We start from the raw sequence: 26,470 nt of genomic DNA, 5'->3' as shown, positions 1-26,470 counted from the left end.
TCTCTTTGATATTGTTTCTTGTGATCCCGCTGGGATTCGAACCCAGGACCACTACATTAAAAGTGTAATGCTCTACCAGCTGAGCTACGGAATCAATTCCTTTCGTTTAAGGAGGTGCAAAGATAGAAATTAAATATTATGTTGCAATTAAATCTGAAAATAAATCTAAAAAAGATTCAGATATCCTTTTAAAATGCTAAAAACACCCTGAATCATCGTCCTTAGATCACTCATGCAGCTATGATATCAGCAATTTCTTTCACCATAGCTGCTTCGTCAATAGCTATGCCGTTAAGCTTCGTTGCGTTCCCTGCATAATTTATTCAGAATCACCTCGTGCTGAGGATAGCGACCGATTAATTCTTGCTTATCTGCCATTTCAAATTCTTTAAACTCGAAGCCCGGGGCGACTACACAACTAACCAATGTAAAATCAGTTCCGGATGGAATCTCAGCGGCAAACCAGATCCCTGCTTCAATCAAAAATGACAGGGTTCCTGTTGACGTATCTGAAAGTTCCTGCGTCGTATAAACTCCATTATTATCGATCATATGAATGAGCAGGGGAGCTCCTTTGTGGAAATACCAGATTTCATCCGAAGCGAGGCGGTGAAAGCTGGAATAGTCATTTCCTTCAAGCAAATAGTAAATAGAGGTACAGGCATTGTATACTGAAACAGAGACAGATGACCATCTTGATACCTTCAGCTGAGAACGGTAAAGTTCATTATAATAACCGCCTTCCGGATGTGGCTGTAATTTCAGTTTCTCAATCCAGCGGGCAGCACTTTGTGGTTTATTTTCTTCCATTGTTAGTTTAAATTTTTATTGTTGAAGTTATTTCTATTTTACAATATCTAAACGCAAATATTCAATATCTAATATCATTATACGATTTTTTTACATAAGTACTGCATGACCAGCATATGATATATGCACTAAGAGGAGGGATAACATCTATTTACTATCTGATATACAGGATATTATAGATTATACTGGGAAGAGAAATATTTCCGGGTGGGCAGATACTTTATATAACAGGTTCAACTTTAAAATCTTCGAATATTACATCAAAAGATTGTTTACCAGGCGCCGCTGCAACCACTCCGATCATTGCTTTCACTTCCGGAGGGAAATAGGCCAACCGCAGCATATCAAATTTTACGCCGTCAAAAGAGTACTTAATCTCCACGAAATCACTTTTACGTAGTAACTTTAACCACATAGATTTTGGGCTGTCATGCCTCGGTATTACCGACCAGTCAGAAACCTCACGGGTAACTACAGCACTGACGTTCTGTACGCCATCCACATATTCAATTCCGGTCTTTATCCAGTTTTTATCATCAATACGAACCATTAACCCGGCCTGGTGAAATAGTTCTTTATACTTACCGCTGATCTTTACACTGGCTTCAAAAGCTCCGGCTTGTTCCATATAAAAATAGGGGCCATTGTCACGGATAAAACCATAATGTGTAATACGCCAGTAATCTGTATCAGGATTTACTGTCATGTGTAATTTACATCCCTGTGCGAAAGATTTATCCGGTTCATTAAACCACTTCATCCGGGACTGTGAAAAATCAAGTGAGGAGCTCATGGGCAAATACTATTTAAGATGTTCAAGTAATTCAAAACGGTTGCCGAAGGGATCACGAAAGAAACAGCGCTGCCGGCCGTCGATCTCCGAAGAATATGCAATAGCTACTCCCTTTTTTTGCAAAAACAGCTTTGCTGCATCAAGGCTTTCAACTTCAAAAGCCGGGTGCCTGTCAGACAAAGGACCGGCAGGCTCTTGTCTGACATGTAATTCTATATCACCTATCTTAAACCAGAGCGCAGCCCGCGGATGTTCCCCACTGATCTCTTCAAGTTCCATGACATCTCCATAAAATTCTCTCGCCTGTAGCTGCGTACCTTCAGGAACAGTGATCATCACATGATTTATTCTTTTAAAATTGATATTCTGCGCACTCATTTAAAACTCCTCATCAAGATAAATATCATGTACAAGGAATTTGACTTTGGCGAGCGGCTCCAGCAACTCGGTAATATCGTCAGATTCAATAGGATAAATGGTTTCTTCAGCATCCGGGATCTCTGAATCTGGAATCAGCTCGAAGAACTTAACCGGAAGATCTGTTTCCAGCTCTACCAGCTTAATATATTTTACGCCATTAGCTTTCCAATTTTCAAGAATCCCTACATTAAATTGGGTGTAGGGATTGCTGCGTTCATTTTCCATTTCGTAAAGCTAGTGATTTTAGCGGAACAAGAATTATCGGCAGGGCTTTGTAAGAAAATTGATAAACCCGTTCCTGCACTATTAATTCTTAGAAGAATCTACAGGAAGACAGCGTCAAATCAACATAAATTATAACTTAATAAAAATATAGCAATAATATTTTCGTTTATTTATTGATTTTAACTATAAAAATATCTTTATAAAATTTCATTTTAATCAATCATTTATCATACAGACGCATATCTCGAACTCAACCAATCTATGCATATAATCAAATTCTAATGGAAACAATAACCATATCACAGCCTTCAAAGGAAGAAAAGATTGCTACAGGTGTAACAGCAGAAAGTTCTTTACCTGTCTACATTTACGCCGTGGTATTTTCGTCATTGAGTATCACCGGGGGACTGATCTGGGATCTTTCCTGGCATATGACCATCGGGCGTGACGGGCTGTTTGCCCCTCCGCATATGTTTATGTATCTGGGGGCAGTGATCGCCGGGGTATTCTCCGGCTATCATGTCCTTCGCCTTACGTTTGCATCCAAAGCGGTTGAAAAACAGTCGGCTGTTCATTTCTGGGGCATATTTTATGGATCGCTTGGTGCATTATTCTGTATATGGGGGGCATTCGCAATGATCACATCTGCTCCATTTGACGATTGGTGGCACAATACCTTTGGGCTCGATGTTAAAGTGCTTTCGCCTCCGCACAGTATTTTGGCAGTTGGTATGATCACCATACAGTTTGGTGCCATTGTTAGTGTACTGGCATTTCAAAACAGGGCAACCGACGCATCACCGAGTACCAGAGATATCATCAACCAGTGTTTTAACCTCTCGTTTGGATTTCTGCTGATCATGGTATTTTTCTTCGCGAATGAATACCTGTCCAGAAATAGTATGCACAAAAGCCTTTTTTACCAGATTAGCGGAGCGTTATTCCCATTATTTATGGTTGCCGCATCCCGGGCTTCTGCCGGTAAATGGGGAGCCACAGGTATGACCATCGTTTTTTCTGTCCTTTTAATCCTTCTGGTATGGATCCTTCCATTATTCCCCGCAGAACCTAAATTAGGACCGGTATTGAACCATGTAACACATTATCAAAACTTCGATTTCCCTTTGCTGCTTATTTTTCCGGCCATCGCCATTGATCTGGTTAACCAGCGTATGCGGGATAAAGGTGATTTTGTAAAAGCAATATACATAGGGATCCTGTTCAGTGTGATATTTTTGGTATTTCAATGGCCCTTTGGCGATTTCCTGATGAGCACCTATGCGCGAAACTGGATCTTCGGCAGCCGCTCCTGGTACTTCGGTACTGATCCTGACTATCCGTACAGGTATGTTTTCAAGCCTTCAGACCTGGAAACAACTGCAGTTTTTATAAAAGGTATTGGCATTGCGATAGTCATCACGATAGTATCATCATCAGTGGGATTCAGATGGGGCAGGTGGATGAAATCTATAAAACGGTAAACAAACATGAAAAAGAGCATATTATTTTTAAGCCTGCTGTTTACTGCTGTAACTGGTTACGGGCATGTTGGCAGCCCGGGAGTAACGTTTGAGGGGGATGCGGGGCCGTATAAACTACTGGTAAACATTACTCCGCCAGATGTAATTCCAGGCACAGCGCTGGTAACGGTGTATCTGGAAGGTGCTGATAAGAACATCAATATCAGTGCAAGACCTGTCTATTGGCTTTCTGGGGCAGATGGTTCGCCAAAGGCTGATGTTGCTGTGCCATCCGCTACAGAATCCGGGCGTTATGAACTGAAACTATGGCTCATGACTACCGGTACATCCAGCGTTCAGGTCACGGTAAATGGCGCCAGGGGCAAAGGTATAGCCGTAATTCCTGTGATGGCTGTCTCCACTGGCAAGCGTAATATGCCCCCTGGCTTAGGCTGGGCATTGCTGGCCATGGCTGTCTTTTTACTGATCCTGATGGTAACGATCATCGGTTCCAGCGTAAGTGACAGCTTACTAAATCCCGGTGAAAAATTTACTACTAAATTGCGAAGACGGCAAATCTCCGGCGTGGTTACAGCTATCGTAGTGTTGGGATTGATTTTATGGGGAGGAAGAAGCTGGTGGAACTCTGCCGCAGATGAGTATACAAGGTATCTGTACAGGCCCCTTCAGGCAACTACCACATTGGATGCCAGCAACGGTACACTCAGACTGACGATTGATACCGCCTCGCTGAGAAAGATTGGAAACGCAAAGCGGATGGACCTTACCAGGAAAATGAATTACATCGTACCGGACCACGGTAAACTGATGCACCTGTTTTTAGTACGTTCAGGTGAACTGAATGCCTTTGCGCACTTACACCCACGCAGACTTGATTCCCTGACTTTTATAGCCGCAATGCCTGATCTGCCTGCCGGAAGGTACTGGGTTTATGCGGACATTACCCGCCTGAGTGGTTTTGCAGAAACTATTGTGGATACACTGGATATACCGGAGCATACATTTCATCTGGTGAGCAACCGGCCGGAGTTAAAGATATCATCCAACAAGGATGACAGCTACTTTGTTACCAATCCGCTTAACGGAGGCAATATGCCTGCAAGCACGCGGCCCTCGGTATTATGCGGGTCATCCGGAATAGAAGCCAAATTGCCGGACGGTTCCTCGGCAGTATGGCTGCAAACCGCAGGACAGACGATCAGATCAGGCGAGTTGACGATGCTCAGATTTGAAATACTGGACAAGAACAGGAAGCGGGCCAAACTGGAGCCTTATTTAGGGATGGCCGCACATGCGGTGATCCTCAAGGATGATGGCAGCGTATACATACACCTGCATCCCGCAGGCAGTTATTCTATGGGTTCACAAAAAGCATTACTGGACAGGATAGCATTCCATCAGCCTTTAAATGAATACTTACCCAACCCTTCAGTATTTGCAGACAGCGTGAACCATCTGGTAAACCGCCTGGATACGATGGATGAAAAAGATCGAAATGAGATCCTGATGGCCGGCATGGAACATCCTGTGGAAACAACAGGCGCACATGATATGCAGGAAATCAGTTTCCCCTATACCTTTCCACAACCGGGTAAGTACAGGATATTTATACAGACTAAACGCGAAGGGCAGATACTGAATACCGCTTTCGACGCAGATATCAAATAAAAACAGGATTGCCTTTATTCATCATTAGAAGGATGAATAAAGGCAATAATTATAAACAACATTGCGGCTATAGCCCGCCTGTCATTATCATAATTGTAGCATGGTGTTTGATAGAGGCTTGGATATGCAATTAACCTCATGAAAAGTTTTGGTTTTATAATTCTGCTGGTGGCCGTAACCGCTCTGGTACAGTCTTGCAGCAGCATGTTTTCAACTGCGGGAGGCAACACTGCCGGAAATGATAGTATTAGTAGATTTACAGCCCCCACCATAGTTGGAACATCAAATACACCGGGAACACCCAGAGGAGGGTATTTAGGTGAACCGCCACCCGGGATTCGCTCTACAGCCAATTCTACAGGCCCCAGTCCGTCTCCTAACGATACAAAGACCAACTCAGCCCTGGCTTTTGAAACACAGAAATTTATCCGGCTGGCATCTGTCAGCAAAATCACTGAAACACAGTTAAGCCAGCTGGCCACATCCAGGTCTAAAAATTCCGGGATTAAAGAATATGCTTCCAGGATTGTGCTTGAGCAGAACAGGATAGGAGAAGACCTGAAGTCTTTATCAATTTCCAGAGACATGGCTGTAGTAGATTTAGATCAGTCTGCAAGTGATGAGCTCACCGGCAAACTGGACAAACTGAACAAAGCAACGGATACACAATTTGATGAACTTTATAAAAAGATGATCCAGAAGGAGCACCGCGATGCAATCAGAATATTTGACGGAGGCTCTAAATTTAAAGATCCCGGAATTGCTGCTCTTTCAAATAAATACTTACCGTTGTTAAAAACACGATTGCAGGAACTGGAGTCTTTAAAATAGGCTTTCAAATCCATTCTCCTGTACATTCTTAAGCCAATTGAACCCGAAACCGGCGTTGGTTCTCCGTATAGTTATACCAAAAGGCCTTAACAATTAATTTTGCTGAGGCCTTGTTATTTATAAATAATATTGCATTAACGCCATTTAATGAGTTACTTACGTCCGTTATCCAAAGATATAACTAGAGGCAAATATCACATTCTTCAGAAGAAAGTAAAAAAAATTAAAATGTTTCGCCGCCATAGTCGTCTTTATCAGTAAACAATCCATATTTTGAAAGCCGCGTTGATGCCCAAAGACCAGAACAGTTACATTATAGAAACTATTAAAGCATATGGTAAGAGCTTGATGGGTTTTATTCGTAAGCAGGTAAAAAGCGATGCGGATGCAGAAGATATATTGCAGGATGTATGGTACCAGTTCAGCAATGTGATCAATGCCCAGCCTATTGAACAAACCAGTGCATGGTTATATCGCGTAGCTAAAAACAAAATCCTGGATAAACACAAAAAACATGGCGAAAGGCTGCTTGATGATCTTTATAAGGCGGAGGATAATGATGATACAGCTGATCTGATCAGTATGCTGATGATCGAAGTGACCACCCCTGAAACTGCCTATCTGCGTAACCTTTTCTGGGAACAGCTTTTCCTTGCACTTGATGAATTACCTCCGGAACAGAAGGCTGTTTTTGTATGGCAGGAACTGGAGGACCTTTCATTTGAAGAGATCTCCGAGAAAACCGGTGTCAAATTCAACACCCTGGTGTCCCGTAAGCGCTATGCAGTACTCCATCTCCGTAAACGTTTAAAACAGCTTTACCAGGAGATCACAGAATATTAACTAAAACACACTTAGTCAAATGAAATCTACATTCAATAGAAACAGAAAAAAGTTTTTTCTTATTCCTTTCGGTATCGCAGCCTTGCTGGCCCTGGTTAGTTACGTGGTAATGATATTGTGGAATAATTTACTTCCGGAAATACTCCATGTGGGCACTATTACTTACTGGCAGGCTATGGGCATCTTTATTTTATGCAAGCTCCTGTTCGGATTTGGAAAGGGCAGTGGAAGAGGCCCATGGTCACGCCATAAAATGGCAGACCGTTTCAGGGGCATGACGCCAGAAGAAAGACAGCACTTTAAAGAAGAGATGAAAAACAAAATGTGCGGCTGGACAAAGCACGACACAGAAAATAGCTAATTTTAAAGAACCCGGGATGCACCTTATCATATTTAAAACAAGCGTTGACAAACAAAAACATGTTGGGAAGCTGTTGTCATTACTAAAGGCATTGCCGCCGGTTACCCAATGTAATTTTGATCTGGATGATTGTGACAATATCCTGAGGGTAGTCAGTACAGATTTACAGCCGCAGCTGATCTGTGAGCTGCTAAAAACTGAGGGCTTTCACTGCGAGCCAATGGAATCCTTCGTCTACCATTTATAATCTTTATCTGCCATTTATAATGCTTTATGGTCTCGTTCTGGCTTCATCTATGCTTGTGGGTCCGAGGTAGGTAGTACCTGTCTTGTAGGATACTCGGACTCATAAGCATAGAGCAAGCCAGAAACAAGCCGGAGATAAGCCGGATGCACTGCGCCTGCAGCTTATGACTTCGTCACGTTCCCATCATACCGTCCCGGTACAGAAACATAACCTATGCTCTTATATCCGATCTCTGAGGTGAAGTAACCCAATAATGTAAGTTGTTTGATCATCGCAAAATAAGGTGTGGGCGGCGTTTTTTTAAGGTAATTGGGCTTGCCGCCTGCCTGTGAGGATTTTTGCCTTTCAGCTTCTTTCTGCTGTAGCAGGTCATTTCTTTTTTTGCCGTCTTTTACTTCGGCGTCCAGGGTGATTAATAACTTTTGCCTTTCCTCCAGACTGCTGCTTAAAAACCCTTTACCCAGTGTTTTTTTACAGCGCTGCTCCAGGGCATCCAATCCATCAAAGAATATTTGGCGGTCTTCAGGAGAATAACAATCTCTAACCATAATCTTCATAAAGGCACCCACATTTGCGGCTTTAGCACCGTCCGAGGCAGCGGTTTTAGGAAGGATAGTTTCGCCTACTTCGTTTAGATAACTGACCTGAGCGTCAGTAAGTAGCGCCTGAACCTGTGCAGGGTGTTCATTTGTACAACCACTTATAAATAAATCAGCACCTATGATAGTGCTTCCCAATATCATGGCCACCCTTGAAATTGCTGTTCTTCTGTCCATAAGTTAATAATTAAAGATTACCGCTTTTTAATTCATTAAAGGCAAAGTCGCAGGCCCTGGCGGTAAGCGCCATATAGGTCAGTGAGGGGTTTACACATGCTGATGAAGTCATACAGGCACCATCGGTTACAAAAACGTTAGGGCATCCCACACCTGGTTATGCTTATTGAGCACTGAGGTTTTAGGGTCGAGCCCCATTCTGGCGCTTCCCATCTCATGTATTCCATGGCCCATGGCGTGTCCGCTATCCCATGTACGTATGTTTTTTACGCCTGCAACATCCAGCATATTTGCCGCTTCCATTGTAATGGCACTGCGCATCTTCTTTTCATTGTCCTTCAGCTCTGCGTCCATAGACAAAACCGGTAAGCCCCATTTGTCTTTTCTATTTGCATCCAGGGTGATCTTATTTTCATGATAAGGGAGAATTTCGCCGAATCCGGTCATTCCGATGTTCCAGTTGCCGGGTTTGCTCAGGGTATCTTTAAATTCACCCCCGATGTTCAGTTCTGCGATCTCCCTGCTCCAGGAGTCGCGGCTGGCACTACCCTGATAACCAAAACCGCGCGAAAAATCTCTTTTATCGCCATAAAGATTGGTAAACCTCGGAATGTAAAACCCTGTCGGCCTCCGTCCGTATATGTAATGGTCTTCGAAACCTTCAATAGTTCCGGAGGCACCCAAATTGTAATGATGATCCATAATATTATGCCCCAGTTCTCCGCTGCTGCTTCCTAAACCACCTTCCCATACATCTGTGGCCGAATTCATCAATACCCAGGCAGAGTTGAGGCTCGAAGCATTCAGGAAGATAATTTTTGCATGATAGCGATAGGTCTGGTTTGTCTGCGCATCCAGGATTTCGACTCCTGTAGCCTTCTTTTTATCCTTATCATAGATGATGCGGGTAACGATGCTCCATGGCCTGACAGTTAGGTTGCCTGTGTCCATGGCTGCCGGCAGGGTAGAAGACTGCGTACTGAAATAGCCTCCAAAGGGACAACCTTCCCAGCAGCGGTCCCTGAACTGGCATCTGGTACGTCCGGGGATCGCTGCTGTTAAATTAGCTACGCGTCCGTTGATCAGATGCCGCTGATCCTTGTAGTATTTTTTCAGACGGCTGGCCACATCTTTTTCTACGATGTTCATGCTTACCGGTGGCAGAAAATGACCATCCGGTAAATGTGCCAGGTCGTCCATGGCGCCACTGATGCCTGCAAATTTCTCTACATAATCATACCATGGCGAAATATCTTTGTACCGGATAGGCCAGTCTATAGCCCAGCCTTCCTTGGCGTTGGCTTCAAAATCAAAGTCACTCCAGCGGTAGCTTTGTCTTCCCCATAAAGTAGAGCGGCCGCCCAACTGGTAACTGCGCCACCAGGTAAAAGGCTTTATTTCCGTATAAGGACTATCCTGCTCGTTTACCCAGCATTCCATTACGGCCTCATTTGCCGCCCAACCACGATGAATTACCGGGTACTTGACCTGCTGCTCTTTTGTAGTGCTGCCCCGGTGTTCAGCTTCCCATGGTTGTTTGGTTCCGTATTTATAATCCTTAATATGTTCGTAATTTCTGCCTCTTTCAAGCATCAGCGTTTTTAAGCCTTTGCCGGTTAATTCTTTGGCTGCCCAGCCGCCGCTGATACCTGATCCTATAACGATTGCATCGTACGTGTTTTCTACCATGTTTTTTGGTTGATAAGGTTTATACCTGGATTGATATCCTAATGTATCATTTATTTACCAAACAGCAAACGTTTTAGCCAGCGGAAATCAAACCTTCAGTGAACCCCGGAATGCTCTCGCAGCATAATAGGACTGGGCGCCGTTGTGATACACGAAAACAGTACCATAGCGAAAATCAGCGAAGAGGGCACCTCCAAGTTTTCTGATATCAGCAGGTGTCTTTATCCAGCTTGACGTTTTTGCATCAAATTTTCCAAGTTTCTGCAAGGCCCGGTATTCTTCTTCCGATAAAAGCGCGATGCCCATCGCGGCAGCCATATCAATGGCGTTATTTCTAGGCCGGTGTTCTTTCCTTGATTCCAGCCCTTCGATGTCGTAACAACCACTTCTGCGGCCAGCAGGGCTTTCTGCTGAGCAATCGTAAAAAACGTATTCGCCGGTATTCTGATCAAAACTCACCACATCAGGCTCACCGCCGCTGCTCTCCATTTGACTTAGAGACCAAATTTTTTCAGTACCGGCTTCCAGTTTTGCCCGCACTTTAACCCATTCCAGATCTTTATGACGGTTCATGTTTTTCTCAAAACGGGATTTCAATATGCCGATTAGTGCTTCACGTTGTTCAGGCGACAACTCCTTTTTATTGCTGTTCATATGGCTGCTCAGGAATGTGGTTAAGTTTTTTATGCAATTTACTTATGAATTCCGCAATTTTCCAAATCCCGCAAGTAATTCGCTCTGGTGTTAATTTCATAATAAATACTTAATACTAGACTAATCGAAAAATGAAGCGGGCTCTAGTTTTGCTGAAAATATATTCATCCATTGATATGGAATATCCCTTATTTTAAGCAATTATTGCAGGAGTGTTCAATGAACAACCTGAAAGCTTTCAATACTTTATTCGACAGGTATTTTGTGAAGCTTTACCACTATGCCCTGAAGTATGTCAGAGATGAGCACTTGGCAGAAGAAGCAGAATCCAGGCTGATTTTCCGGGAAGCAACGCTCGTCGAGATTTTGCAGACCCTGCAAAGGTGGTATAATGTTAAAATAAGCTTCAAAAAACACCAGAAATCGGAAGAAAGGATGACAGTATTCAGGGCCATCAACAGGGGAGTGGATCATTGACCGGTAAAATTCGGAAACAGGGAGATATTCCGGTTCCGCACGAAGTATATAAAAAAAGCGGAAATGACCAAGAATGGCCACTTCCGCTTATCTAAATTAACGCTCTCATATACTAAAGCGTAAAATGGCTTTAAATATTGTGCAGCTGTTAAAATAATTTTATAAATCTTTTTCGCACCACCATTGAAGCTGTTCTTTCGCTTTTCAGCCGGAGAAGCAAACAAAAACCGGTAAATAAATATCCCAATAAAAAACGTTATCGTTAAATTAGGCAAATCTTAAACAGTAATCAGAAACAAGACGTTCAATGAAAGACTTACAGGAATTTAAAGACTCTTTAAAAAACGAAAGCCCGGGTGCGGATCTATCTGCGCAATTAAAGGCACTTTGGTATGACGGTAAAGGTGATTGGAATAATGCGCATCAGCAGGTAGACCATTTGAATGACCGCTCGTCAGCACACGTCCATGCTTACCTGCACCGCAAGGAAGGAGATATCTGGAATGCCGATTACTGGTACGGGAAGGCACAGCGGACACGTCCGGATCTATCTCTGGATGAGGAGTGGGAGCAACTCGTATTATTGTTCATGTAAATTTTGGATTGAATTGACCGTACCACAAAAATTAGCTACAAAATTCTTAGTGTATATACCAAGGGGGTCGAGGTCCGGATCTAATATCGTAATTTCTAAACCTATAGCTTTTGTATCAGATAATAGTAAAGTCAACATTTCATTAAACTCGGTATATTCCAGTCCATCTGGTTGGCGGCTATCAACCGCAGGCATGATATGATCATTCAAAACATCAACGTCGATATGGATCCAAAAACCATTTAAATTTTTATCCCTAACCATTTGTAGAAAATCAGAAATACATTTTCCAATTCCTTTTTGCCTCAGTAAATTAAGGTCAACATAATTTATACCTGAATCCGCTATTGCTTTAACATACCATTCCTCATAGTCTCTGTTTCCAACACACCAAACATTCTGTTCTTTAAAATAGGGTTTCTCCCCACTAATATCTGTGAGTTTGTTATGCCCATAGCCAGTTACTATTGCCAAATCCATTCCTGCAGCTCCACCCGTATGCGATAGGGATGGCCACATAAAATCTGTGTGCCCATCGAGAAAAAATAATGCAAACTCACCTGTTTTTTTTAATGCCAATGAATTGCCGATTAAAATGCTGCAATCACCGCCAATTACAATCGGGAAGTTGTTTTCGGAAAGCACCCTTTCTAATATTAGAGATTGTTCTTCGGCATATTCCGAAATTTGGCCGGCATTTCTTACGCCAGAAATTTCATCAAGGCTCATGCTATAAGGTGGCGGGGCAAGGTTAAGAATGCTGCTTGGGTTTAACGATGAATGAAAGTGATGCTTTCTTAAAAAGTCTGGTAATTTTTTTACGCCAGGTTCCCGTCCGGCACAGGGCTCTTTCAAACCAAGGTTAGAAGGGAATTCCAATATGCAAATAGGGTTTCTCATACAATTGCAAATAATATTTTGACGCTTGGTGTAAAAGCAATGTTTGGATCCATCGCTTACATTTCTAAGGCAGTTACATCAATAGACTGACGATCTGGTAACTAGACCAGGAATAATGGTAAACTGGTACAGTTCTCTATTTTGTAGAATTTAATATAGTTATTTATAAATTTTCAATGAATAAATTATTTAACATTTTAATTTTCCTGGGTTTCCTGCCCTTTACCAGCATTGTTCATGCTTAGGATGTTTATGTTCCTGGACACGGTCATGCCTAGAAGGTCTCACTATTACCGTTACCGAATCACCCGGCTCCCAAACACCTTATGCATTCGCTTGTCCTCCGCCCACAAATATCCCCGGATGTGGACAAGGGGATTGGAAAAAGTCGGATTCATAGAACATAAAAAAACCTATCAGAATATAAAATCCTGATAGGTTGAAAGGGATTAATTAGTACAGTTCTGTACAAATTCCCATGGGCCCCATTGTTCTGCTTCAGGCACCTGGTTAGGATTAACATACCACTTGTTCTTGTATATTTTTCTGTTATAAAAAACCTTGGTGCCTACAGTTGGATAAGCTTTTGTTGCATTATAAGCAGCTATTCCACAACCTCCTGTACTCGGATTAGTAGGGTTGGCAGGAGGAGTAGGATTTGTTGGTGTAGTTGGTATAGTTGGTGACTGGCCTGCATAATCAAATGCGCTTGCCAGTGCTGCAGACGTAGTCTGTCCGTTTAAAACTTTGTTGGCTACATTCAGGTAAGTTATACCAGTATAGTTAGTTCCTTTTGCAGATAACAAGGAAAGATTCCAGATCATGATACCGTCATTTTTACCTGCTCTTTTTTGTGAACCACCATCATGGATGTATTTTGCAAGATCGGCTTCAAACTGTGGTGTATGCTCAAAATAGGGCCCCCATGGTTCGTTAGGAACATGAGTACCATGTGCTAATTTAAAACCATAGGTGTTGGCATAATAAGCATATGAATCGTACATGAGTTTACGGTTAGGAGCTGCGCCAGTATTATAAGCCTGATAGGCAATAATATCCAGTTTATCCCCGGCAGCTTTAATTACAGGGATCATTGCACCTGTTGCGCTGAAGCCAAATAAACTGATACTTTTTGTACCATCCGTGGCACTGTACAAGTAACTATCGGATTCACCTGTTACTGTATTACGTTTACTGTAAGCAAAAGGAGAGGCCGTATCATCATTGTTCAGGCCACCCAATGCTCCTGCCCCTGCAGGTGCGGTAGCAATGATATACCCTGCTGATTTTGGCATTAATTTCCTGGATTCGGTGATGTATTTTGTTAGACGGGCTACATTGACTGCATTCCCTGATTCGCTGAAACTACCATTTGGCTCGAAATCCCAGTCAATACCTGCAAAGCCGATATCGTCTACCAGATCCTTTATCTGCTGATAGTTAATATTGTCGAAGTTCTCCTGTGTCCGCCAGTAGGTTTCTCCCCCTAAAGATAAAATTACAGATATACCGCGTTGTTTGAGGATTCCGACAGCACGTTTCAACATTAGTCCACCATCTGGACTACTGTAACACTCCAGGCCAGTATTTGCAGTTGTAATATTGTAAGAGCCTTTTACGTACTTCAGGTTAGGCTTGCCAAAAGCTAAGAATACGTGGGTTACAGTAGTTGGTAAAGTTGTAAATGGACTTTTTCCATCTTCATTAAGCCATCCTTCAGTCCAGCTTGGATAATAGCCTATGGTAATTGGTTTGGTCAAACTAACGTTAGGATTAGTTTCCAGAACCGCCAGGTTGACTTTTGAATTAGCTGACTGGCTATCGGACTGAAATTTTTCGTTTCCGGTTTTCTTACAGGAAGAAAGTACTGTTAATAATAAGAGCCCCGTTGCAGTACTCGTTTTCAGGAAATTGTACAATTTCGTTTTCGATGACAATATTTTGCCATAAACAGATAGATATTTTTTCATAGTATTTAATGTTTATTTAAAAGCAAAAATAGGAGATTTTATAAAATTTGCAAATTTAATTGTAAAAAAAAAGTTATAAACTAAAAAGTGTTAACTGTTTATCGATAATCTTATTATGTGTTATGCTAATATTGTTACTGTTGTCACAATCACGCTGGTTTATATATTAGGGACAGTAGTAGCAATAAATTATCACATAGACTATTATGTGATAATTTAGTGTGATTATTATAATTTTTACAACCTTCGGTTGTATTTTTTATTTGCTGTATTATGACAAGTTCAAATTTCTTTTTACATAAATTTTAGGCTATACATACGCATATCATAGAAATAAAATATTGTTTAAATAATAAATATTTATTATAAAGTGATGATTACAGATTCTATTTGTAGCCATATTGGAGATTTAAAGGAATCGAAATGGGATCAGAATCATGAGGATCCCAGGCCCTCAACACACAACAGGGTATTTATGGCAAGTTTACACATCCACAGTCTTGACGATGGCTGATTTTCTTGATCATTTCTAACACCAAGCCCTGTTTTTCATCAGACGTTAAAGCTTTTTTTCGACCGCTTATTTGAAAGTTTCATGGACCAGACTCAAATTCGCAAACATGTTGCTGTATCTGCGTGTTGAATTTAGCTGTCACTGTTGGAGGGAAAATTGCATATACTGCTTACACAAAAATCAATGCGATATAAATATATTTTGTCATAAGTTTTATTTCTAAAAAGGTAAAGAAATGTGAACCATTACACGGTTTCCTGCATGTGCTCTACCTCCTGCAAGATCCTGCGAACGTACATTTTGATAATTTACACCGAAAGAGAGTCCCTTCATTGCAACCTCGACACCGCCAACGGCAGATAAAGAATACCCACCTGATATCGCTACGTCATATTTTTCACTTTCCACATCTTTAGCCGCAGTTTCATATAACAAGCCAATATTTGGTGCTAAGGTTACTTTATTTGCTATCCTTAATTTGTAGTACGCCAACACATTAGATGTGAATTTATTTCCGTAACGGTAATCGTATTTATTTTCGGTATTGATTTTATAATTAACATTGGTATTGATTCCCATATCATTGTAACGGATGTCATAAGCCACATTAAGTGTGAAATCTGTACTGGCGGTTCCCAACTGGAAATTATTTGGAGACTCGCTTACGGCCAAACGCTCGGAAGGCTCATACTTCCCGGTAGGCACCTTAATTCCTCCACCGATCCATAAAGACTGAACCAATAATCGTTCACCCAAATTACCTTTGTGGTCGAATAATTTATAGTATGCCATTACTGCAATGTCTCCCAAACCTGTCTTTGTACCATTTCCAGTCTGGCTCTCCCGCTTGTTAAAATTGTAAGGTACAAAAGCCAGTACCCTAAATCTGTTTCCAAAATTCCAGCCTCCCCAAAGTTCTGCACTCTGGTAAGTTTCATCCGCTGTTATTGGAGTACGTTCTCCGATTGGCCCCAAGTGGGTACGCAGGCTTTTGTATTGGTAGCGCATGCCCAGAAAGCGTTTATTGTATTCCGGTAAAATTCCCAAGTAATAGCTCCCAACACCACAACCGCAAATATCACATGCTCGGGTAGCTGGTATGCCAATCATAATTAGGACTACCGTAATCATTATTTTCTTCTTCATATCTATTGTTCTGATAGTATCTTATTATTGACAAAGTCCGTGTCATTCAGGGTATTCAGAAAGGCAGTGAGTTTTGCTTTTTGATTTTCATTTAGCGCTATACCGAGTTTTCCATTTTGGTTCAATAGTGGATCTAAATTAGGTGTAGTCTGAACTTCTGAATTGTAATGCTCCAGCACACCAGCCAGCGATAAAAACCTCCCATCGTGCATATAAGGCGCAGTATATTGCAAGTTCCTTAGTGATGGTACTTTAAACTTATATCTATCTGTCTCGATCAGCGTAGCACCATATAAACCTTTGTCATTGATAGCACTGATACCTAAACCATTGTTACGGAAAGATCCATCGGTGAATAAAGGCTCGGAATGACAAGAGGCACACTTTTCTGTAAACAGCACATAACCTGCCTGCTCATCGGCCGTAAAGGTTGCATCAGCTTCCTTACGCATCACCTTGTCGTATTTGGAATTGCTGCTTACGCACATTACCATAAATTGAGACAAGGCTTTCATGAAACATGCCGTTGTTACTTCTTCTGTTCCAAAAGCATCTTTAAACAGGGCTGTATACTTAGGCAGTGCCCGGATCTTGTTCAATACATTTTCAAGATTCTCGTCCATTTCTTCATGGGTAGTGATTGGCGTGATCGGTTGCAGATCAAGATCAAAAATGCCACCTCCCCACATAAAGGCCTTATTCCAGGCCAGGTTCATAATTGGCGGTGAATTTCTTTTTCCCAGTCGGTCATCAATCCCGTGGCTCACATCGTGTCCATGCTGCGTAAATGCGGATGACTGGATATGACACGAACCACAGCTGATGGTATTGTTACGCGAAAGTCTGGGCTCATAGAACAAAGCCCGCCCCAGTTCAAACCCTTCTTTGGTAACGGGATTATTGGCTAACTTATACACAGGCTCAGGAAAGTTAGCTGGCTTCTGAAAGCCAAGAAACTTCTCTATCTCTTCTTTGATCGGGTTGTCTTTCTTACAGGCCAATATAAAAAGGCCAAAAACACACCATACGATCCAGTGTTTTCTGTTCATGTTACTTAATTTTCAGTATGGTCGTGCCTAAACATTTCCTGGAAATTGGCTGCAATTTTAGCACTAAAATCGTCGAACATCACATTCGGTTTCTCCGCTATTTTAAAAGCATTTTTACCATTAAATACCTTCATCAGATCTACAAAAAGGTGGATATTACTCTGACGGTCTTTCCTCACTTTGGCTATTCCCGCTGTCCTTAAATCAACATTTATCACTTTTATGTTATTCAATGTTGGGGCACTGTAGCCGCCAAAAAAGCCAATATGATATTTCATCTGTTTCTTACCTGTAGGATCCCCATTTACATCATCTGAAATGACATTCGAATTACCTTCAAATTTAAAGAAGATGTATCCGCTGTTCCATCCCCAATACATGCCGCCATCTTCCATACCACCACCCGCTGCCGGATCAAGTACACCTTTACGTTTGTCAATCGGCATGGTACTGCGTAAACTATCTATACCCAACGTGAAAGTTAAATTCGTATAATCGCCTTCAGGCACTCTGACCTTCGCAAAACGGGTTGCTTTGTCATCACCTTTAATCAAGAAATAACTACTGTCCTGTTTTACGGTATAGGTATTTCCAGACGCAGTGGTTGCCTTAATGTTGCTGATAAAATACTGAATTCTCGATACGGTAAAGGCCTCGCCAGCTGCATTTTTGTAAGGACTACCTGTATTGTCAAAAGCTAATGTCCTCTCCCCAACAATACTGTCAAACTCAACTGAAAGTGGCGCAAGGTTTTCTTCTTGAAAGTCTGGCGTAGGGTCGTCTTTTTTAGAACAAGCAGCAAGTACTAGCATGAAACTAAGCAACAGCATTGATTTTAAATTTTTTCCATTTATATTCATTTTGATTATGGATTAGGGTTATTAATTTTTTTATTGGTAATAAATTCATGATCGGTAAGCGCACCCAGAAAGGCAATAATGGCTTTCCTTTCTGTTTGTGATAGAGGAATACCTCCTTGCCCCAGATGCTGATAAAGTAACTGATCTGTAGTCGAAGAGATTTGAATCCCAAACTGATAATGATCTAATACTTCGTCAATTGTTTTAAATCTGCCGTCATGCATATAAGGAGCGGTAAGCAACACATTTCTTAGTGAAGGGGTCTTGAATTTACCAATATCGTTCGGATTAAAACTCACCCGAAAACGTCCCTGAAAAATGCCTTCATGCTCATCACTGAAACTTGCGTCAATGCCATTGTTATGGTAACCATCATCCGTAAACAGTTCACCGCTATGGCAAGCTTTACACTTGCTATTTACCAGGTTCATTCCCTGCAATTCAATAGCGGTAAGACTGGCGCCAACTTCAGTTCTTTTGTATTTATCGTATCTGGAAGTACCAGAAATCAGCGTACGTTGGAATTGGGCTAATGCCTTAACCACATTTGCAGATTTAATATCCTCATTAAAAACCTGCTTAAACCGTGTTACATAATCAGGAATGTGTTTCAGTTCAGCCTCTAATACCAAAAGATCCTGATGCATCTCGTCTGCACTAGTTAAAGGCCCAAACGCCTGAGATTCAAGGTTCTTTGAACCACCATCCCAGAACAGTCCGGTTTTTGCCCATGCCAGATTAAACAGTGCCGGAGCATGCCTGTCTAACATTTTCCCAGAAATACCAATCGTACTCAAAGCTACTCCATCAGTAAAAGCAAGATCCTGACGGTGGCAAGAGGCACAGGAAATCCTGTTGTTTCCAGATAGTCTCACATCATAGAAAAGCAACCTGCCGAGTTCAATACCTTCAGCAGTCAAAGGGTTGTCCAGATCCTTTTCAGCAGCCGGGAAGTTATCCGGTACCTCTAGCTTTACAGCATGAGGTACCGGATTAAGTTCTTCCAGCGGAACATCCTTTTTACAGGATGATACGGCAGTCAGTAAAAGAATACAGACAGTAATACGCAAATATGCGATCTTACCTGTCATTGAATTAGTTTACTGATTTTACCGAAAATACTTTTGTTGAATAGTTGGTTGCTACCGCGGTCATTATAGCTGCTTTTGAAGCGCTAACAACAGGATTGGTCAACACATCCACACCATCGATGGTTTTTTCTACATCAGCATTCAAAGCGATCTTTGTATCTTTCGCGGAACTGATTTTAACAGCCTGAGGCAAATCAAGTGTTACGGTTTTATAATTTGCATTTAGGCCAGTCTCTACCAATAAAGTTTTTGAGGTGCCATTTTCCGTTACTTTACCGCCAACAGAAGAAAAAATATAGCTGGTCATCCACATCCAGGAAACATTTGTCATCCCGTTTAACTGAGAAAGTTCACCTGTTTGCAGACTTAAATTGTCATTGTATTTCTGATCTACACCGATAGAGAATTTGATAGTTTTGTAATCTCCCAATGGAATATTTGACAACACCACATCTTCACGTTTAGTAGCCGGGTAGGTAAAAACCCCGTCCTGAACAGGAACCGCAGCGGTTTCCTCTACTAAAAAGTAAGAATTAGGTACTTTGTATTCTTCCCCTTTACTGTTTACAAGGATTACATTACTCACCCAGTATCTGAATCTGGTGAAGTTAAAGGTCTTTGTTCCAGAAGTTAGATCTTTATTCAATGCGAAATCCTGAGATCCGAAAACGGCATCAAAAGAAACAGTTGCTTTGCCCTCTGCTTCTACCAGAATAGTATCATTGTCTTTTGAGCATGAAGTAAATAGTAAAGCAGTTAAACCTATGATAGATAGTAATTTTTTCATTTTTAAGTGTATAATGTATGGTAATGAAACATCATCAATAATGACGACCGATTCAAAAAAATTAATAGGCGCACAACTTTACGATAATGTAGGTTATGCAAATTTTGATAATTGATAATGGTTACAACAGACTCTTGTATGTTGCAATACTTAAATACAATTTTCTAAAAACAGCTAGAACATAAAATTACAGTCAAACAATACAATTCCATTTATCGGAATATAAATTACCTGATTACATGTTATAAGTCTGTGATTACGAAAAAACCTTGGCAGGTGGTGGATGAAGTATTTCTGAACTAATTTTAGGAAGCTGGAAAGAAATGAAAGCTGGCTTTTTCTTTTTAGGCGTAAATTCGTAGAACGAAACTACCAATGGACTGCTTAGGATAAAAGCATCCTGTCCGCCTTTTTTCTGGTTAGCCTCTTCCTGCTTTTTTTCTTTTTCTTCCGCCTCTTTAAGCTTTTTCATCAGGTAACATTTACCATTACAATGCATTTGTGGTTTGTCTCTGTTTTCGCAAAGTGCAGCAGCAATGTATTTTTGATTAGCTTTAAATTCAGCATAAATGAAAAACCGTGATAAGTTAGTGCTTACCAATGCTAAAAGTAGGGTAATAGCAATTAAACGGTTGATCATTTGCCGCAAAGGTAATTAAAATACGTAATTCTCCAATGCTTTAATATTTTATAAGACCGTAGATGCTATATCTTGGAGCCGTAAAGATTTTCTAAAGCATTTGTTTAAAAGAATTTTCGCAATCAGCCAAGAACGCATTGAAGAATTTTATCAACGGCATCTTAATTATTATCTCGAACATCACCCCGACGGTAATGATGAAAATTTTTTAGATATCTATGGGATTTGATAGATCGTCAGCTGAGCGTATTACTGCTCAAAGATATCTACGACAAAGACCATATCCGAAATGAGGCTGAAATCCGACAGCTTAAAAAATTCACCGAAGTATTGATCTCACACGACACATGGAATTTGCATAAATCCACCGAATCAGTTGTTGCCTCACAGGCGATAATTAAAAGAAGCGCGAAATTCTAAAGGTGTTGTATTCGTTTTATCTTTAAAAAGCTTATTGAAACTTTGTGAATGCTCAAAGCCCAATTCATAGGCAATTTCGCTAACCGAAAGATTGGTGGTTGACAACCTTTCTTTCGCCTTTATAATAAGTTTTTCGTGAATGAGCTGTTGTGTATTCTGGCCGGTTAAAGTGCGGGTCATGTCAATTAGATACCTTTGTGAAACTTTTAATTGATCCGCCAGGTCTGCTACTACAGGAAGGCCCCTGTGCACCGCTTTATCTTTATCAAATAATCATTTAGCAATTGATCAAGCTGTTTTAAAACGTTGCTATTGACTGATTTTCGGGTTATGAATTGTCGTTGGTAAAAGCGATTGCAATAGTTTAGCATTAACTCAATTTGCGACCATACGATCTCCTGCGTTATGGCATCGATATGTTCGCATTCCTGTTCTATTTTACAAAACAGATCCTGCATATCCTTTGCTTCCCTTGCAGAAAGATGCAAGGCTTCGTTAACGGAATAATCAAAATATACATCCCAAGCTCTATTTTTAAAAAATACTTTTTCCATTCTTAAATTTTCTAAACTAATGAAACAAAGTTAGAATTACTAATTTGTAGGGTTGTTGCCGATTTGGTGTCTTTTGTAGTTGATTTGGTTGCAATACAATCAGTTGTCTTATACTTGATAATCAGGTATTCTTTGATATGTCTTTCCAATACATCAAATCTCTCTAATGTTCTTTCCGCATAATCTTCCGTTTCTACCAATACCGCCATGTTTTCATTGTGGATTTTAATGGCCTCGCAGATCGTATGCATTCTTTTAGATTTACCAAGATTTTTGCATTTAACACTATCAGCGGTGACTTCAGCCCAATCTGCATTTAAAAGCGATGGGCTACATAAACTTCAGCTTTTATATTTTCCAGAATAGGCATTCAAGGTTTTGACGTCTCCCTTTGTGCCAATTACTTTACCTGCTTTTGCACTCCATCGTTCCGGTTCGCGATTTCTGCTAGCTAACATTTCCGCACGAACCCCGTCTACAGTGATTCTTAAAAAGATAAAGTAAACGCCTCCTTGCAGACTTTTTGAATGATGATTTTACTAAGTTGATGAAGGATTTTTCTACTCCGCCCTTCATGATGGGGATGTATGCAAAGGTGATGGCTAACCAATACAAACTTAAAACGAAGGACTCTGTGGTGTTAAAAATGATCTTCTAAAAGAAATTAATACCGTAGATAAACAGCTCAAAAATGTAGAGAATTACTGATTGACGATAAAATTGACTTATCGAACACCTAAATTGAATGAAGGCGCTTTCTATATACCTCTGTTAAACAAGATATTAGGTGAGAATTATGACGGGACAAACTATGATTTTTAAAGCTTGTCCCATATGGTGACCCCGCTGGGGCTCGAACCCAGGACCCATACATTAAGAGTGTATTGCTCTACCAACTGAGCTACAGAGTCGTTTTTATATTTGAAGATACGAATATACAATAATGAACTTAAAAATTCATTTTCAGTTAAACATTAATATCACCTTCAATTGAATCATCAAGGGTTTTACCGACCGCTGCACCGATCACAGTTTTAAGGGCAGCGATGACGTTCCCATGCTTATTGTCCCAGTAATAACCAGTTGCAGGCGAAACCTTTATAATAGCAATACGGTGATCATCTACGCCTTCGGTAAACCATGTCTTCATGATGGGATTCCACAATTCCTTGATTCTGACTTTATCTGCTGAGAGTATTGCTATTCCTTCAAGAAAAAGGAAATCGGAGTGCGGTGAACCCTGAAAATATAATTTCACATCTGAATTCAGGCTGATGTCCCGGTAAGTATGGCTGTCATTGGCCACCAGAAACCATAATGTGCCTTGCTCATCAACTTCCTGCACATTCATAGGCCGCGTACCATTGGAGTCTTCTGCTGTAGGGGTTGTGCACAGGAAGCAGGTTTTAGCTATTCCGGTAAGTTCTTTAATCTTCTCAATAGCGGATACGCTATCCAGATTTTCGTGATTTTGTTCAGATTGATTTTGATTAATGCTGTCCATAGATATATTTTTATGGATGCATTACAACTCATTCTGATTATTTGTTTTCCTCTCTAATGAATTGTTTACAACCTTAGCGGGGGAGGGGCATGAAGCTGAATGATTTAGATAAGGTGCATTAACTCTGCAATACGGCAAGCTTCATGAGAATTATTTACCCTCAGCTTTTCCAGAATATTCTGACGGTGCCTGTTCACTGTATTTATACTTATTTTGATTATATCAGCAATTTCTTTACTCATCTTACCTTTTCGGATCAGTTGTAAGATTTCCTTTTCCCGCACAGACAGAATATTGTTTGATTTTTGATTGTCAGATTTTATGATTTCACCCGTGGCAGAATTTACAATTTTACATTCAGGTTTTTCAACGGCAAACTCCTCATCGGAAAAATTATAAAGGCACAGGGCCAGCCAGAGACTACCGTTGGGTAAGCTGGAAACATAGAACATGCGGTGCCTGATGAATTTATATTTTCCTGTCTGATCAAACATCCTTATTCTGCTCTTAACCTGATAATGAACCCTTTCTGAAACTGGCATACCTCTCAACATATTGAAAAACTGCAGCTCCAGCAGATGTTTATCCAAAAGGTCATCCGGATGAATCTTACTAAAAATCTCATCCTCCCATATTGAATTTATCTCCTCTGAAAGGCCTGATCCCATCAGTCCCAGCTCGTTAGCCACATTCCCCTTATATATATAGCTTTTATTTGATTTCATGTCACTCAATACAGCTATCGAATTTTCTATCCGGGAATACATCAATGCGGTATATTGATAATGGGGCAGACTCAGCAGCTTAGATTGGTTATCGCTAAAAACCTGCTTTAATAATTTTTCGCTCAATGTATTTACGATATCCATCTGGTTATTGTTCAGTATTGACTGCTCTTTAAAGGGTGTATATATATCTTTGTTAAGATAAATATTATATGGTTATTAACCAATGAAAAAAATATTCTGTCTATTATCTCATTAACAGAACCGCCATTTCAGCTTTAATATTTCAGCTTTGCCACTGCAGTTATTTTGCCAGTTTTACCATTTTGCAATAAGGCAATGATGTCCGCACTGCCCTGCTGAATTCCTTTTGCAGGAAGAAAACTTACCCTTCCATTTTCTTCCCCGTTCAGGCTGAAATTTTCCAAACTGCGCACGATCTGTACATGCGAAAGTGTTCTTCCCTTATTTTCCCCCCGTTCAATTTTATTGCGTGCATTTGGTGTGATGAATGCGACCAGTAAATTGTAGCCTGAGGTTGGCTGATTGATTTGATAATCCATTATAAGGCTTTCCCCCATGTGCCCCGAAAGGGAGATTCCGAGTTTTGTATTGCCTGCTTCAGAAAGTGAAGCTGCAATTGCGTCCCGTAGTGTTTTTTCTTCCGAACCGACAAATTCTTTGCTGCCATTGACCACGATCTGTGGTGTATAAACGCTGCCAAGTCTTAACCATTTTGCGTATTGACCCTGTCTTTGGGAAAATATGCGTTCACTAAAGGTATCTTTCCAGCCCAGCCGGTCCCAATAATCGACATGATAGGCCAGCACATAAACAGATCTGTCTTTATTTTCCGTCTCTATTTTGGCAACCAAGGCATCTGCCGGCGGACAGCTTGAACACCCTTCCGAAGTAAAAAGCTCCAGTACCGCAAAACCGTTCCGGACGGGTTGCCTGAGCTCACTAGTAAATGCAAGACTTATAGCGCACAGTGAAGTTAGGAGCAATGTTGTTTTTATGGACATAAGATTCTTTTTACCATTGGTCGCGGGCCTGGTGTATTCCTTACAAAAAAACAAAAAAATGTAAGGAATTAATTTTTTAGCGACTAAACTCTTAAGCACTATATTTATACAGATGTAATCAAAAAAATGAAAGAGGAGAAGACTGCAATAAACAGCCCATTAAAGAGCGATCCGGCAACCTGGGTTGAACAGTATGCCGATTATCTGTACCGCTTTGCCTTTTCCAGGCTCCGCAATGAAGAGATTGCAAGGGATCTGATACAGGACACATTTCTGGCGGCACTACAACAGGTTTCCAGGTTTGAAGGAAAGAGCAGCGAAAAAACATGGCTGACCGGTATCCTTAAAAACAAGATTGCGGACTTCTACCGCAGGCAGGCTTCAAAAAGTATTACCGAAATTAGGACTGCTGAAATTGAACTGCAGAATTTCTTCGATGCAGATAACGGACATTGGAATATGCAGCATTCCCCCAAGGCCTTTGGATTGGACGACAACGATCCAATGTTGTTAAAAGAACTTGGCGGTATTTTAAACGACTGTCTTAAAAAACTCCCTGCATTGTGGCTTTCCGTATTTTCAATGAAACATATGGATGACCTGACATCGGAAAAAATCTGTATAGAACTTAAGCTGACAGGCTCTAATTTCTGGGTAATCATGCACCGGACAAAACTTAACCTGAGGGCCTGCCTTCAAAAACACTGGAACTGATATGACAGGAGCACTAAAAAAAATAATATATAACTGTAAACAGGCTACTTTTCTTATAGAAAAAAGAACATTGGGAAAAATCACAGCGGCCGAGTCGCTACAGCTTCAGCTGCATCTAACAGGCTGTTCGATCTGCAGGACCTACCAAAAGCAAAGTACACTTATCAGCCGCCTTTTTACCGGTTTTCAATCCAATGAACTCAGACTGGATGCTGAGTTTAAACTACAGCTTCAGCAGCGCATTGAAAAAGAAATGAATAAAAATTGATTTTGATTGTAAGGAGTTTTATAGTCTAACGACTAAGAAGGAAACAAAAAATACAATAACATGAAAAATAAATTCTTAAAATCGGTAGGTAAGCTTTTTCTTATTGCTTTGGTGATGGTAAGTCTTTCTGTATCAGGCTTTGCAAACGCTCCTAAACAGGAGAAAGAAAAAATGTCCAAAATGAAACAAGATAAAATGGGCAAGGAGAAAATGGAGAAAAGCAAAATGTCAAAGATGAAAGCAGACTCGATGAAAAAATCTAAAATGTCAGACAGTAAAATGTCGAAAGGAAAAATGTAAAAAACAGGCAGGAAAGTATTTTCTTTCCTGCCAAAATTTTTGATATGATAGAAATATTTACGATATCCATCTCCATATGGTTATTATTCAGTATTGATTGCTCTTTAAAGGGTATATACATTTGTTAAGATAA

The 26,470-nt window shown here is 40.8% G+C and carries 31 protein-coding genes, 2 tRNA genes and 1 pseudogene; 11 read left to right on the top strand and 23 right to left on the bottom strand.

Annotated features, from left to right (window positions below; genetic code table 11):
- Positions 1-21: 21 nt before the first annotated feature.
- From BLW16_RS21895 to BLW16_RS21875, 5 genes are all read right to left on the bottom strand, one after another.
- Positions 22-94, bottom strand: a tRNA-Lys gene (locus tag BLW16_RS21895).
- 197 nt (positions 95-291) lie between these two features.
- Positions 292-810 carry a cupin domain-containing protein gene (locus tag BLW16_RS21890; RefSeq protein ID WP_090560019.1) on the bottom strand — a complete coding sequence of 173 codons (519 nt, stop codon included), beginning with the start codon at positions 808-810 and terminating at the stop codon, positions 292-294.
- A 220-nt stretch (positions 811-1,030) separates the two neighbouring features.
- On the bottom strand, positions 1,031-1,603 hold the full coding sequence (locus BLW16_RS21885; RefSeq protein WP_217631622.1) for a DUF1349 domain-containing protein: 573 nt from the start codon (positions 1,601-1,603) through the stop codon (positions 1,031-1,033).
- A gap of 9 nt (positions 1,604-1,612) precedes the next feature.
- Positions 1,613-1,981 (bottom strand): VOC family protein, encoded by a 369-nt coding sequence (locus BLW16_RS21880; protein WP_090560018.1) that lies wholly within the window; start codon positions 1,979-1,981, stop codon positions 1,613-1,615.
- Entirely contained in the window at positions 1,982-2,248 is a 267-nt protein-coding gene (locus BLW16_RS21875) for a hypothetical protein (RefSeq protein ID WP_090560017.1), read from the bottom strand.
- A gap of 281 nt (positions 2,249-2,529) precedes the next feature.
- On the opposite strand from BLW16_RS21875, the gene BLW16_RS21870 reads away from it, so the two are divergent.
- The 6 genes from BLW16_RS21870 to BLW16_RS21845 all read left to right on the top strand — a co-directional run bounded on the left by BLW16_RS21870 (position 2,530) and on the right by BLW16_RS21845 (position 7,679).
- Positions 2,530-3,729: a hypothetical protein gene (locus tag BLW16_RS21870; protein WP_090560016.1), complete on the top strand. Its 1,200-nt coding sequence runs from the start codon at positions 2,530-2,532 to the stop codon at positions 3,727-3,729.
- A gap of 6 nt (positions 3,730-3,735) precedes the next feature.
- A complete protein-coding gene (locus BLW16_RS21865; RefSeq protein ID WP_090560015.1) occupies positions 3,736-5,397 on the top strand; it encodes a hypothetical protein in 1,662 nt (553 codons plus the stop codon).
- Between the two features lie 138 nt (positions 5,398-5,535).
- Entirely contained in the window at positions 5,536-6,228 is a 693-nt protein-coding gene (locus BLW16_RS21860; RefSeq protein ID WP_090560014.1) for a DUF4142 domain-containing protein, read from the top strand.
- A 273-nt stretch (positions 6,229-6,501) separates the two neighbouring features.
- The gene (locus BLW16_RS21855; RefSeq protein WP_245735416.1) at positions 6,502-7,071 is read left to right on the top strand and encodes an RNA polymerase sigma factor; all 570 of its coding nucleotides are present in this window, start codon (positions 6,502-6,504) and stop codon (positions 7,069-7,071) included.
- A 19-nt stretch (positions 7,072-7,090) separates the two neighbouring features.
- Positions 7,091-7,432, top strand: a complete 342-nt coding sequence (locus BLW16_RS21850) for a DUF3106 domain-containing protein (RefSeq protein ID WP_217631621.1) — start codon at positions 7,091-7,093, stop codon at positions 7,430-7,432.
- 16 nt (positions 7,433-7,448) lie between these two features.
- On the top strand, positions 7,449-7,679 hold the full coding sequence (locus BLW16_RS21845) for a hypothetical protein (RefSeq protein ID WP_090560012.1): 231 nt from the start codon (positions 7,449-7,451) through the stop codon (positions 7,677-7,679).
- Positions 7,680-7,840: 161 nt separating this feature from the next.
- Here the strand turns inward: BLW16_RS21845 and BLW16_RS21840 are convergent, their stop codons facing one another.
- From BLW16_RS21840 to BLW16_RS21830, 3 genes and pseudogenes are all read right to left on the bottom strand, one after another.
- Positions 7,841-8,455, bottom strand: coding sequence for a gluconate 2-dehydrogenase subunit 3 family protein (locus BLW16_RS21840; RefSeq protein ID WP_090560011.1), 615 nt, complete (start codon positions 8,453-8,455; stop codon positions 7,841-7,843).
- A gap of 10 nt (positions 8,456-8,465) precedes the next feature.
- A pseudogene (locus BLW16_RS21835) lies at positions 8,466-10,144 on the bottom strand (GMC oxidoreductase).
- Positions 10,145-10,231: 87 nt separating this feature from the next.
- Positions 10,232-10,798: a DUF4256 domain-containing protein gene (locus BLW16_RS21830; protein WP_090560010.1), complete on the bottom strand. Its 567-nt coding sequence runs from the start codon at positions 10,796-10,798 to the stop codon at positions 10,232-10,234.
- Positions 10,799-11,017: 219 nt separating this feature from the next.
- On the opposite strand from BLW16_RS21830, the gene BLW16_RS21825 reads away from it, so the two are divergent.
- A complete protein-coding gene (locus tag BLW16_RS21825) occupies positions 11,018-11,275 on the top strand; it encodes a DUF4974 domain-containing protein (RefSeq protein WP_090560009.1) in 258 nt (85 codons plus the stop codon).
- A gap of 307 nt (positions 11,276-11,582) precedes the next feature.
- A complete protein-coding gene (locus tag BLW16_RS21815; RefSeq protein WP_090560007.1) occupies positions 11,583-11,870 on the top strand; it encodes a hypothetical protein in 288 nt (95 codons plus the stop codon).
- Here BLW16_RS21815 and BLW16_RS21810 read toward each other — a convergent pair.
- The 15 genes from BLW16_RS21810 to BLW16_RS21745 form a co-directional block, all read right to left on the bottom strand.
- Positions 11,856-12,770: an arginase family protein gene (locus BLW16_RS21810; protein ID WP_090560006.1), complete on the bottom strand. Its 915-nt coding sequence runs from the start codon at positions 12,768-12,770 to the stop codon at positions 11,856-11,858. The genes BLW16_RS21815 and BLW16_RS21810 overlap by 15 nt on opposite strands.
- Before the next feature lie 449 nt (positions 12,771-13,219).
- Entirely contained in the window at positions 13,220-14,740 is a 1,521-nt protein-coding gene (locus tag BLW16_RS23375; RefSeq protein ID WP_175470680.1) for a hypothetical protein, read from the bottom strand.
- A 733-nt stretch (positions 14,741-15,473) separates the two neighbouring features.
- Entirely contained in the window at positions 15,474-16,400 is a 927-nt protein-coding gene (locus tag BLW16_RS21800; RefSeq protein ID WP_090560005.1) for a transporter, read from the bottom strand.
- 2 nt (positions 16,401-16,402) lie between these two features.
- Positions 16,403-17,449, bottom strand: a complete 1,047-nt coding sequence (locus BLW16_RS21795) for a cytochrome-c peroxidase (RefSeq protein ID WP_090560004.1) — start codon at positions 17,447-17,449, stop codon at positions 16,403-16,405.
- A gap of 5 nt (positions 17,450-17,454) precedes the next feature.
- Entirely contained in the window at positions 17,455-18,309 is an 855-nt protein-coding gene (locus tag BLW16_RS21790; RefSeq protein ID WP_090560003.1) for an MbnP family protein, read from the bottom strand.
- Between the two features lie 5 nt (positions 18,310-18,314).
- Positions 18,315-19,400, bottom strand: coding sequence for a cytochrome-c peroxidase (locus BLW16_RS21785; RefSeq protein WP_090560002.1), 1,086 nt, complete (start codon positions 19,398-19,400; stop codon positions 18,315-18,317).
- A 4-nt stretch (positions 19,401-19,404) separates the two neighbouring features.
- Positions 19,405-20,187 carry an MbnP family protein gene (locus BLW16_RS21780; RefSeq protein ID WP_090560001.1) on the bottom strand — a complete coding sequence of 261 codons (783 nt, stop codon included), beginning with the start codon at positions 20,185-20,187 and terminating at the stop codon, positions 19,405-19,407.
- A gap of 256 nt (positions 20,188-20,443) precedes the next feature.
- On the bottom strand, positions 20,444-20,827 hold the full coding sequence (locus tag BLW16_RS21775; protein ID WP_090560000.1) for a hypothetical protein: 384 nt from the start codon (positions 20,825-20,827) through the stop codon (positions 20,444-20,446).
- A gap of 384 nt (positions 20,828-21,211) precedes the next feature.
- A complete protein-coding gene (locus BLW16_RS23795) occupies positions 21,212-21,427 on the bottom strand; it encodes a helix-turn-helix domain-containing protein (RefSeq protein WP_245735415.1) in 216 nt (71 codons plus the stop codon).
- 50 nt (positions 21,428-21,477) lie between these two features.
- Complete coding sequence (locus tag BLW16_RS23790) at positions 21,478-21,801, bottom strand: hypothetical protein (RefSeq protein ID WP_245735414.1); 324 nt, start codon at positions 21,799-21,801, stop codon at positions 21,478-21,480.
- An 11-nt stretch (positions 21,802-21,812) separates the two neighbouring features.
- On the bottom strand, positions 21,813-22,052 hold the full coding sequence (locus BLW16_RS21765; protein WP_090559999.1) for a hypothetical protein: 240 nt from the start codon (positions 22,050-22,052) through the stop codon (positions 21,813-21,815).
- A 584-nt stretch (positions 22,053-22,636) separates the two neighbouring features.
- Positions 22,637-22,712: transfer RNA gene (locus tag BLW16_RS21760), tRNA-Lys, on the bottom strand.
- A gap of 56 nt (positions 22,713-22,768) precedes the next feature.
- Positions 22,769-23,305, bottom strand: a complete 537-nt coding sequence (locus BLW16_RS21755; RefSeq protein WP_090559998.1) for a pyridoxamine 5'-phosphate oxidase family protein — start codon at positions 23,303-23,305, stop codon at positions 22,769-22,771.
- Positions 23,306-23,409: 104 nt separating this feature from the next.
- The gene (locus BLW16_RS21750) at positions 23,410-24,174 is read right to left on the bottom strand and encodes a response regulator transcription factor (protein WP_090559997.1); all 765 of its coding nucleotides are present in this window, start codon (positions 24,172-24,174) and stop codon (positions 23,410-23,412) included.
- A 134-nt stretch (positions 24,175-24,308) separates the two neighbouring features.
- Positions 24,309-25,055 carry a DUF1223 domain-containing protein gene (locus BLW16_RS21745; RefSeq protein ID WP_090560022.1) on the bottom strand — a complete coding sequence of 249 codons (747 nt, stop codon included), beginning with the start codon at positions 25,053-25,055 and terminating at the stop codon, positions 24,309-24,311.
- Positions 25,056-25,181: 126 nt separating this feature from the next.
- Between BLW16_RS21745 and BLW16_RS21740 the strand changes: the two genes are divergently transcribed.
- From BLW16_RS21740 to BLW16_RS21730, 3 genes are all read left to right on the top strand, one after another.
- Complete coding sequence (locus BLW16_RS21740) at positions 25,182-25,769, top strand: sigma-70 family RNA polymerase sigma factor (protein WP_090559996.1); 588 nt, start codon at positions 25,182-25,184, stop codon at positions 25,767-25,769.
- A gap of 70 nt (positions 25,770-25,839) precedes the next feature.
- A complete protein-coding gene (locus tag BLW16_RS21735) occupies positions 25,840-26,037 on the top strand; it encodes a hypothetical protein (RefSeq protein ID WP_245735413.1) in 198 nt (65 codons plus the stop codon).
- Positions 26,038-26,097: 60 nt separating this feature from the next.
- Positions 26,098-26,337: a hypothetical protein gene (locus BLW16_RS21730; protein WP_090559994.1), complete on the top strand. Its 240-nt coding sequence runs from the start codon at positions 26,098-26,100 to the stop codon at positions 26,335-26,337.
- The last annotated feature ends 133 nt before the right edge of the window (positions 26,338-26,470 follow it).

This window comes from Pedobacter hartonius (genome assembly GCF_900107535.1).
In the GTDB taxonomy this organism is placed as follows: domain Bacteria; phylum Bacteroidota; class Bacteroidia; order Sphingobacteriales; family Sphingobacteriaceae; genus Pedobacter; species Pedobacter hartonius.
Note: the sequence above shows the minus strand (reverse complement) of the source record. Positions and strands in the feature narration are given on the sequence as shown.

Excerpts from the sequence above, each read along its gene's own strand:
- BLW16_RS21890 (WP_090560019.1), bottom strand. The coding sequence starts at position 810 with ATGGAAGAAAATAAACCACAAAGTGCTGCCCGCTGGATTGAGAAACTG.
- BLW16_RS21885 (WP_217631622.1), bottom strand. The coding sequence starts at position 1,603 with ATGAGCTCCTCACTTGATTTTTCACAGTCCCGGATGAAGTGGTTTAAT.
- BLW16_RS21880 (WP_090560018.1), bottom strand. The coding sequence starts at position 1,981 with ATGAGTGCGCAGAATATCAATTTTAAAAGAATAAATCATGTGATGATC.
- BLW16_RS21875 (WP_090560017.1), bottom strand. The coding sequence starts at position 2,248 with ATGGAAAATGAACGCAGCAATCCCTACACCCAATTTAATGTAGGGATT.
- BLW16_RS21870 (WP_090560016.1), top strand. The coding sequence starts at position 2,530 with ATGGAAACAATAACCATATCACAGCCTTCAAAGGAAGAAAAGATTGCT.
- BLW16_RS21865 (WP_090560015.1), top strand. The coding sequence starts at position 3,736 with ATGAAAAAGAGCATATTATTTTTAAGCCTGCTGTTTACTGCTGTAACT.
- BLW16_RS21860 (WP_090560014.1), top strand. The coding sequence starts at position 5,536 with ATGAAAAGTTTTGGTTTTATAATTCTGCTGGTGGCCGTAACCGCTCTG.
- BLW16_RS21850 (WP_217631621.1), top strand. The coding sequence starts at position 7,091 with ATGAAATCTACATTCAATAGAAACAGAAAAAAGTTTTTTCTTATTCCT.
- BLW16_RS21845 (WP_090560012.1), top strand. The coding sequence starts at position 7,449 with ATGCACCTTATCATATTTAAAACAAGCGTTGACAAACAAAAACATGTT.
- BLW16_RS21840 (WP_090560011.1), bottom strand. The coding sequence starts at position 8,455 with ATGGACAGAAGAACAGCAATTTCAAGGGTGGCCATGATATTGGGAAGC.
- BLW16_RS21830 (WP_090560010.1), bottom strand. The coding sequence starts at position 10,798 with ATGAACAGCAATAAAAAGGAGTTGTCGCCTGAACAACGTGAAGCACTA.
- BLW16_RS21825 (WP_090560009.1), top strand. The coding sequence starts at position 11,018 with ATGAACAACCTGAAAGCTTTCAATACTTTATTCGACAGGTATTTTGTG.
- BLW16_RS21815 (WP_090560007.1), top strand. The coding sequence starts at position 11,583 with ATGAAAGACTTACAGGAATTTAAAGACTCTTTAAAAAACGAAAGCCCG.
- BLW16_RS21810 (WP_090560006.1), bottom strand. The coding sequence starts at position 12,770 with ATGAGAAACCCTATTTGCATATTGGAATTCCCTTCTAACCTTGGTTTG.
- BLW16_RS23375 (WP_175470680.1), bottom strand. The coding sequence starts at position 14,740 with ATGAAAAAATATCTATCTGTTTATGGCAAAATATTGTCATCGAAAACG.
- BLW16_RS21800 (WP_090560005.1), bottom strand. The coding sequence starts at position 16,400 with ATGAAGAAGAAAATAATGATTACGGTAGTCCTAATTATGATTGGCATA.
- BLW16_RS21795 (WP_090560004.1), bottom strand. The coding sequence starts at position 17,449 with ATGAACAGAAAACACTGGATCGTATGGTGTGTTTTTGGCCTTTTTATA.
- BLW16_RS21790 (WP_090560003.1), bottom strand. The coding sequence starts at position 18,309 with ATGAATATAAATGGAAAAAATTTAAAATCAATGCTGTTGCTTAGTTTC.
- BLW16_RS21785 (WP_090560002.1), bottom strand. The coding sequence starts at position 19,400 with ATGACAGGTAAGATCGCATATTTGCGTATTACTGTCTGTATTCTTTTA.
- BLW16_RS21780 (WP_090560001.1), bottom strand. The coding sequence starts at position 20,187 with ATGAAAAAATTACTATCTATCATAGGTTTAACTGCTTTACTATTTACT.
- BLW16_RS21775 (WP_090560000.1), bottom strand. The coding sequence starts at position 20,827 with ATGATCAACCGTTTAATTGCTATTACCCTACTTTTAGCATTGGTAAGC.
- BLW16_RS23795 (WP_245735415.1), bottom strand. The coding sequence starts at position 21,427 with ATGACCCGCACTTTAACCGGCCAGAATACACAACAGCTCATTCACGAA.
- BLW16_RS23790 (WP_245735414.1), bottom strand. The coding sequence starts at position 21,801 with ATGGAAAAAGTATTTTTTAAAAATAGAGCTTGGGATGTATATTTTGAT.
- BLW16_RS21765 (WP_090559999.1), bottom strand. The coding sequence starts at position 22,052 with ATGCATACGATCTGCGAGGCCATTAAAATCCACAATGAAAACATGGCG.
- BLW16_RS21755 (WP_090559998.1), bottom strand. The coding sequence starts at position 23,305 with ATGGACAGCATTAATCAAAATCAATCTGAACAAAATCACGAAAATCTG.
- BLW16_RS21750 (WP_090559997.1), bottom strand. The coding sequence starts at position 24,174 with ATGGATATCGTAAATACATTGAGCGAAAAATTATTAAAGCAGGTTTTT.
- BLW16_RS21745 (WP_090560022.1), bottom strand. The coding sequence starts at position 25,055 with ATGTCCATAAAAACAACATTGCTCCTAACTTCACTGTGCGCTATAAGT.
- BLW16_RS21740 (WP_090559996.1), top strand. The coding sequence starts at position 25,182 with ATGAAAGAGGAGAAGACTGCAATAAACAGCCCATTAAAGAGCGATCCG.
- BLW16_RS21730 (WP_090559994.1), top strand. The coding sequence starts at position 26,098 with ATGAAAAATAAATTCTTAAAATCGGTAGGTAAGCTTTTTCTTATTGCT.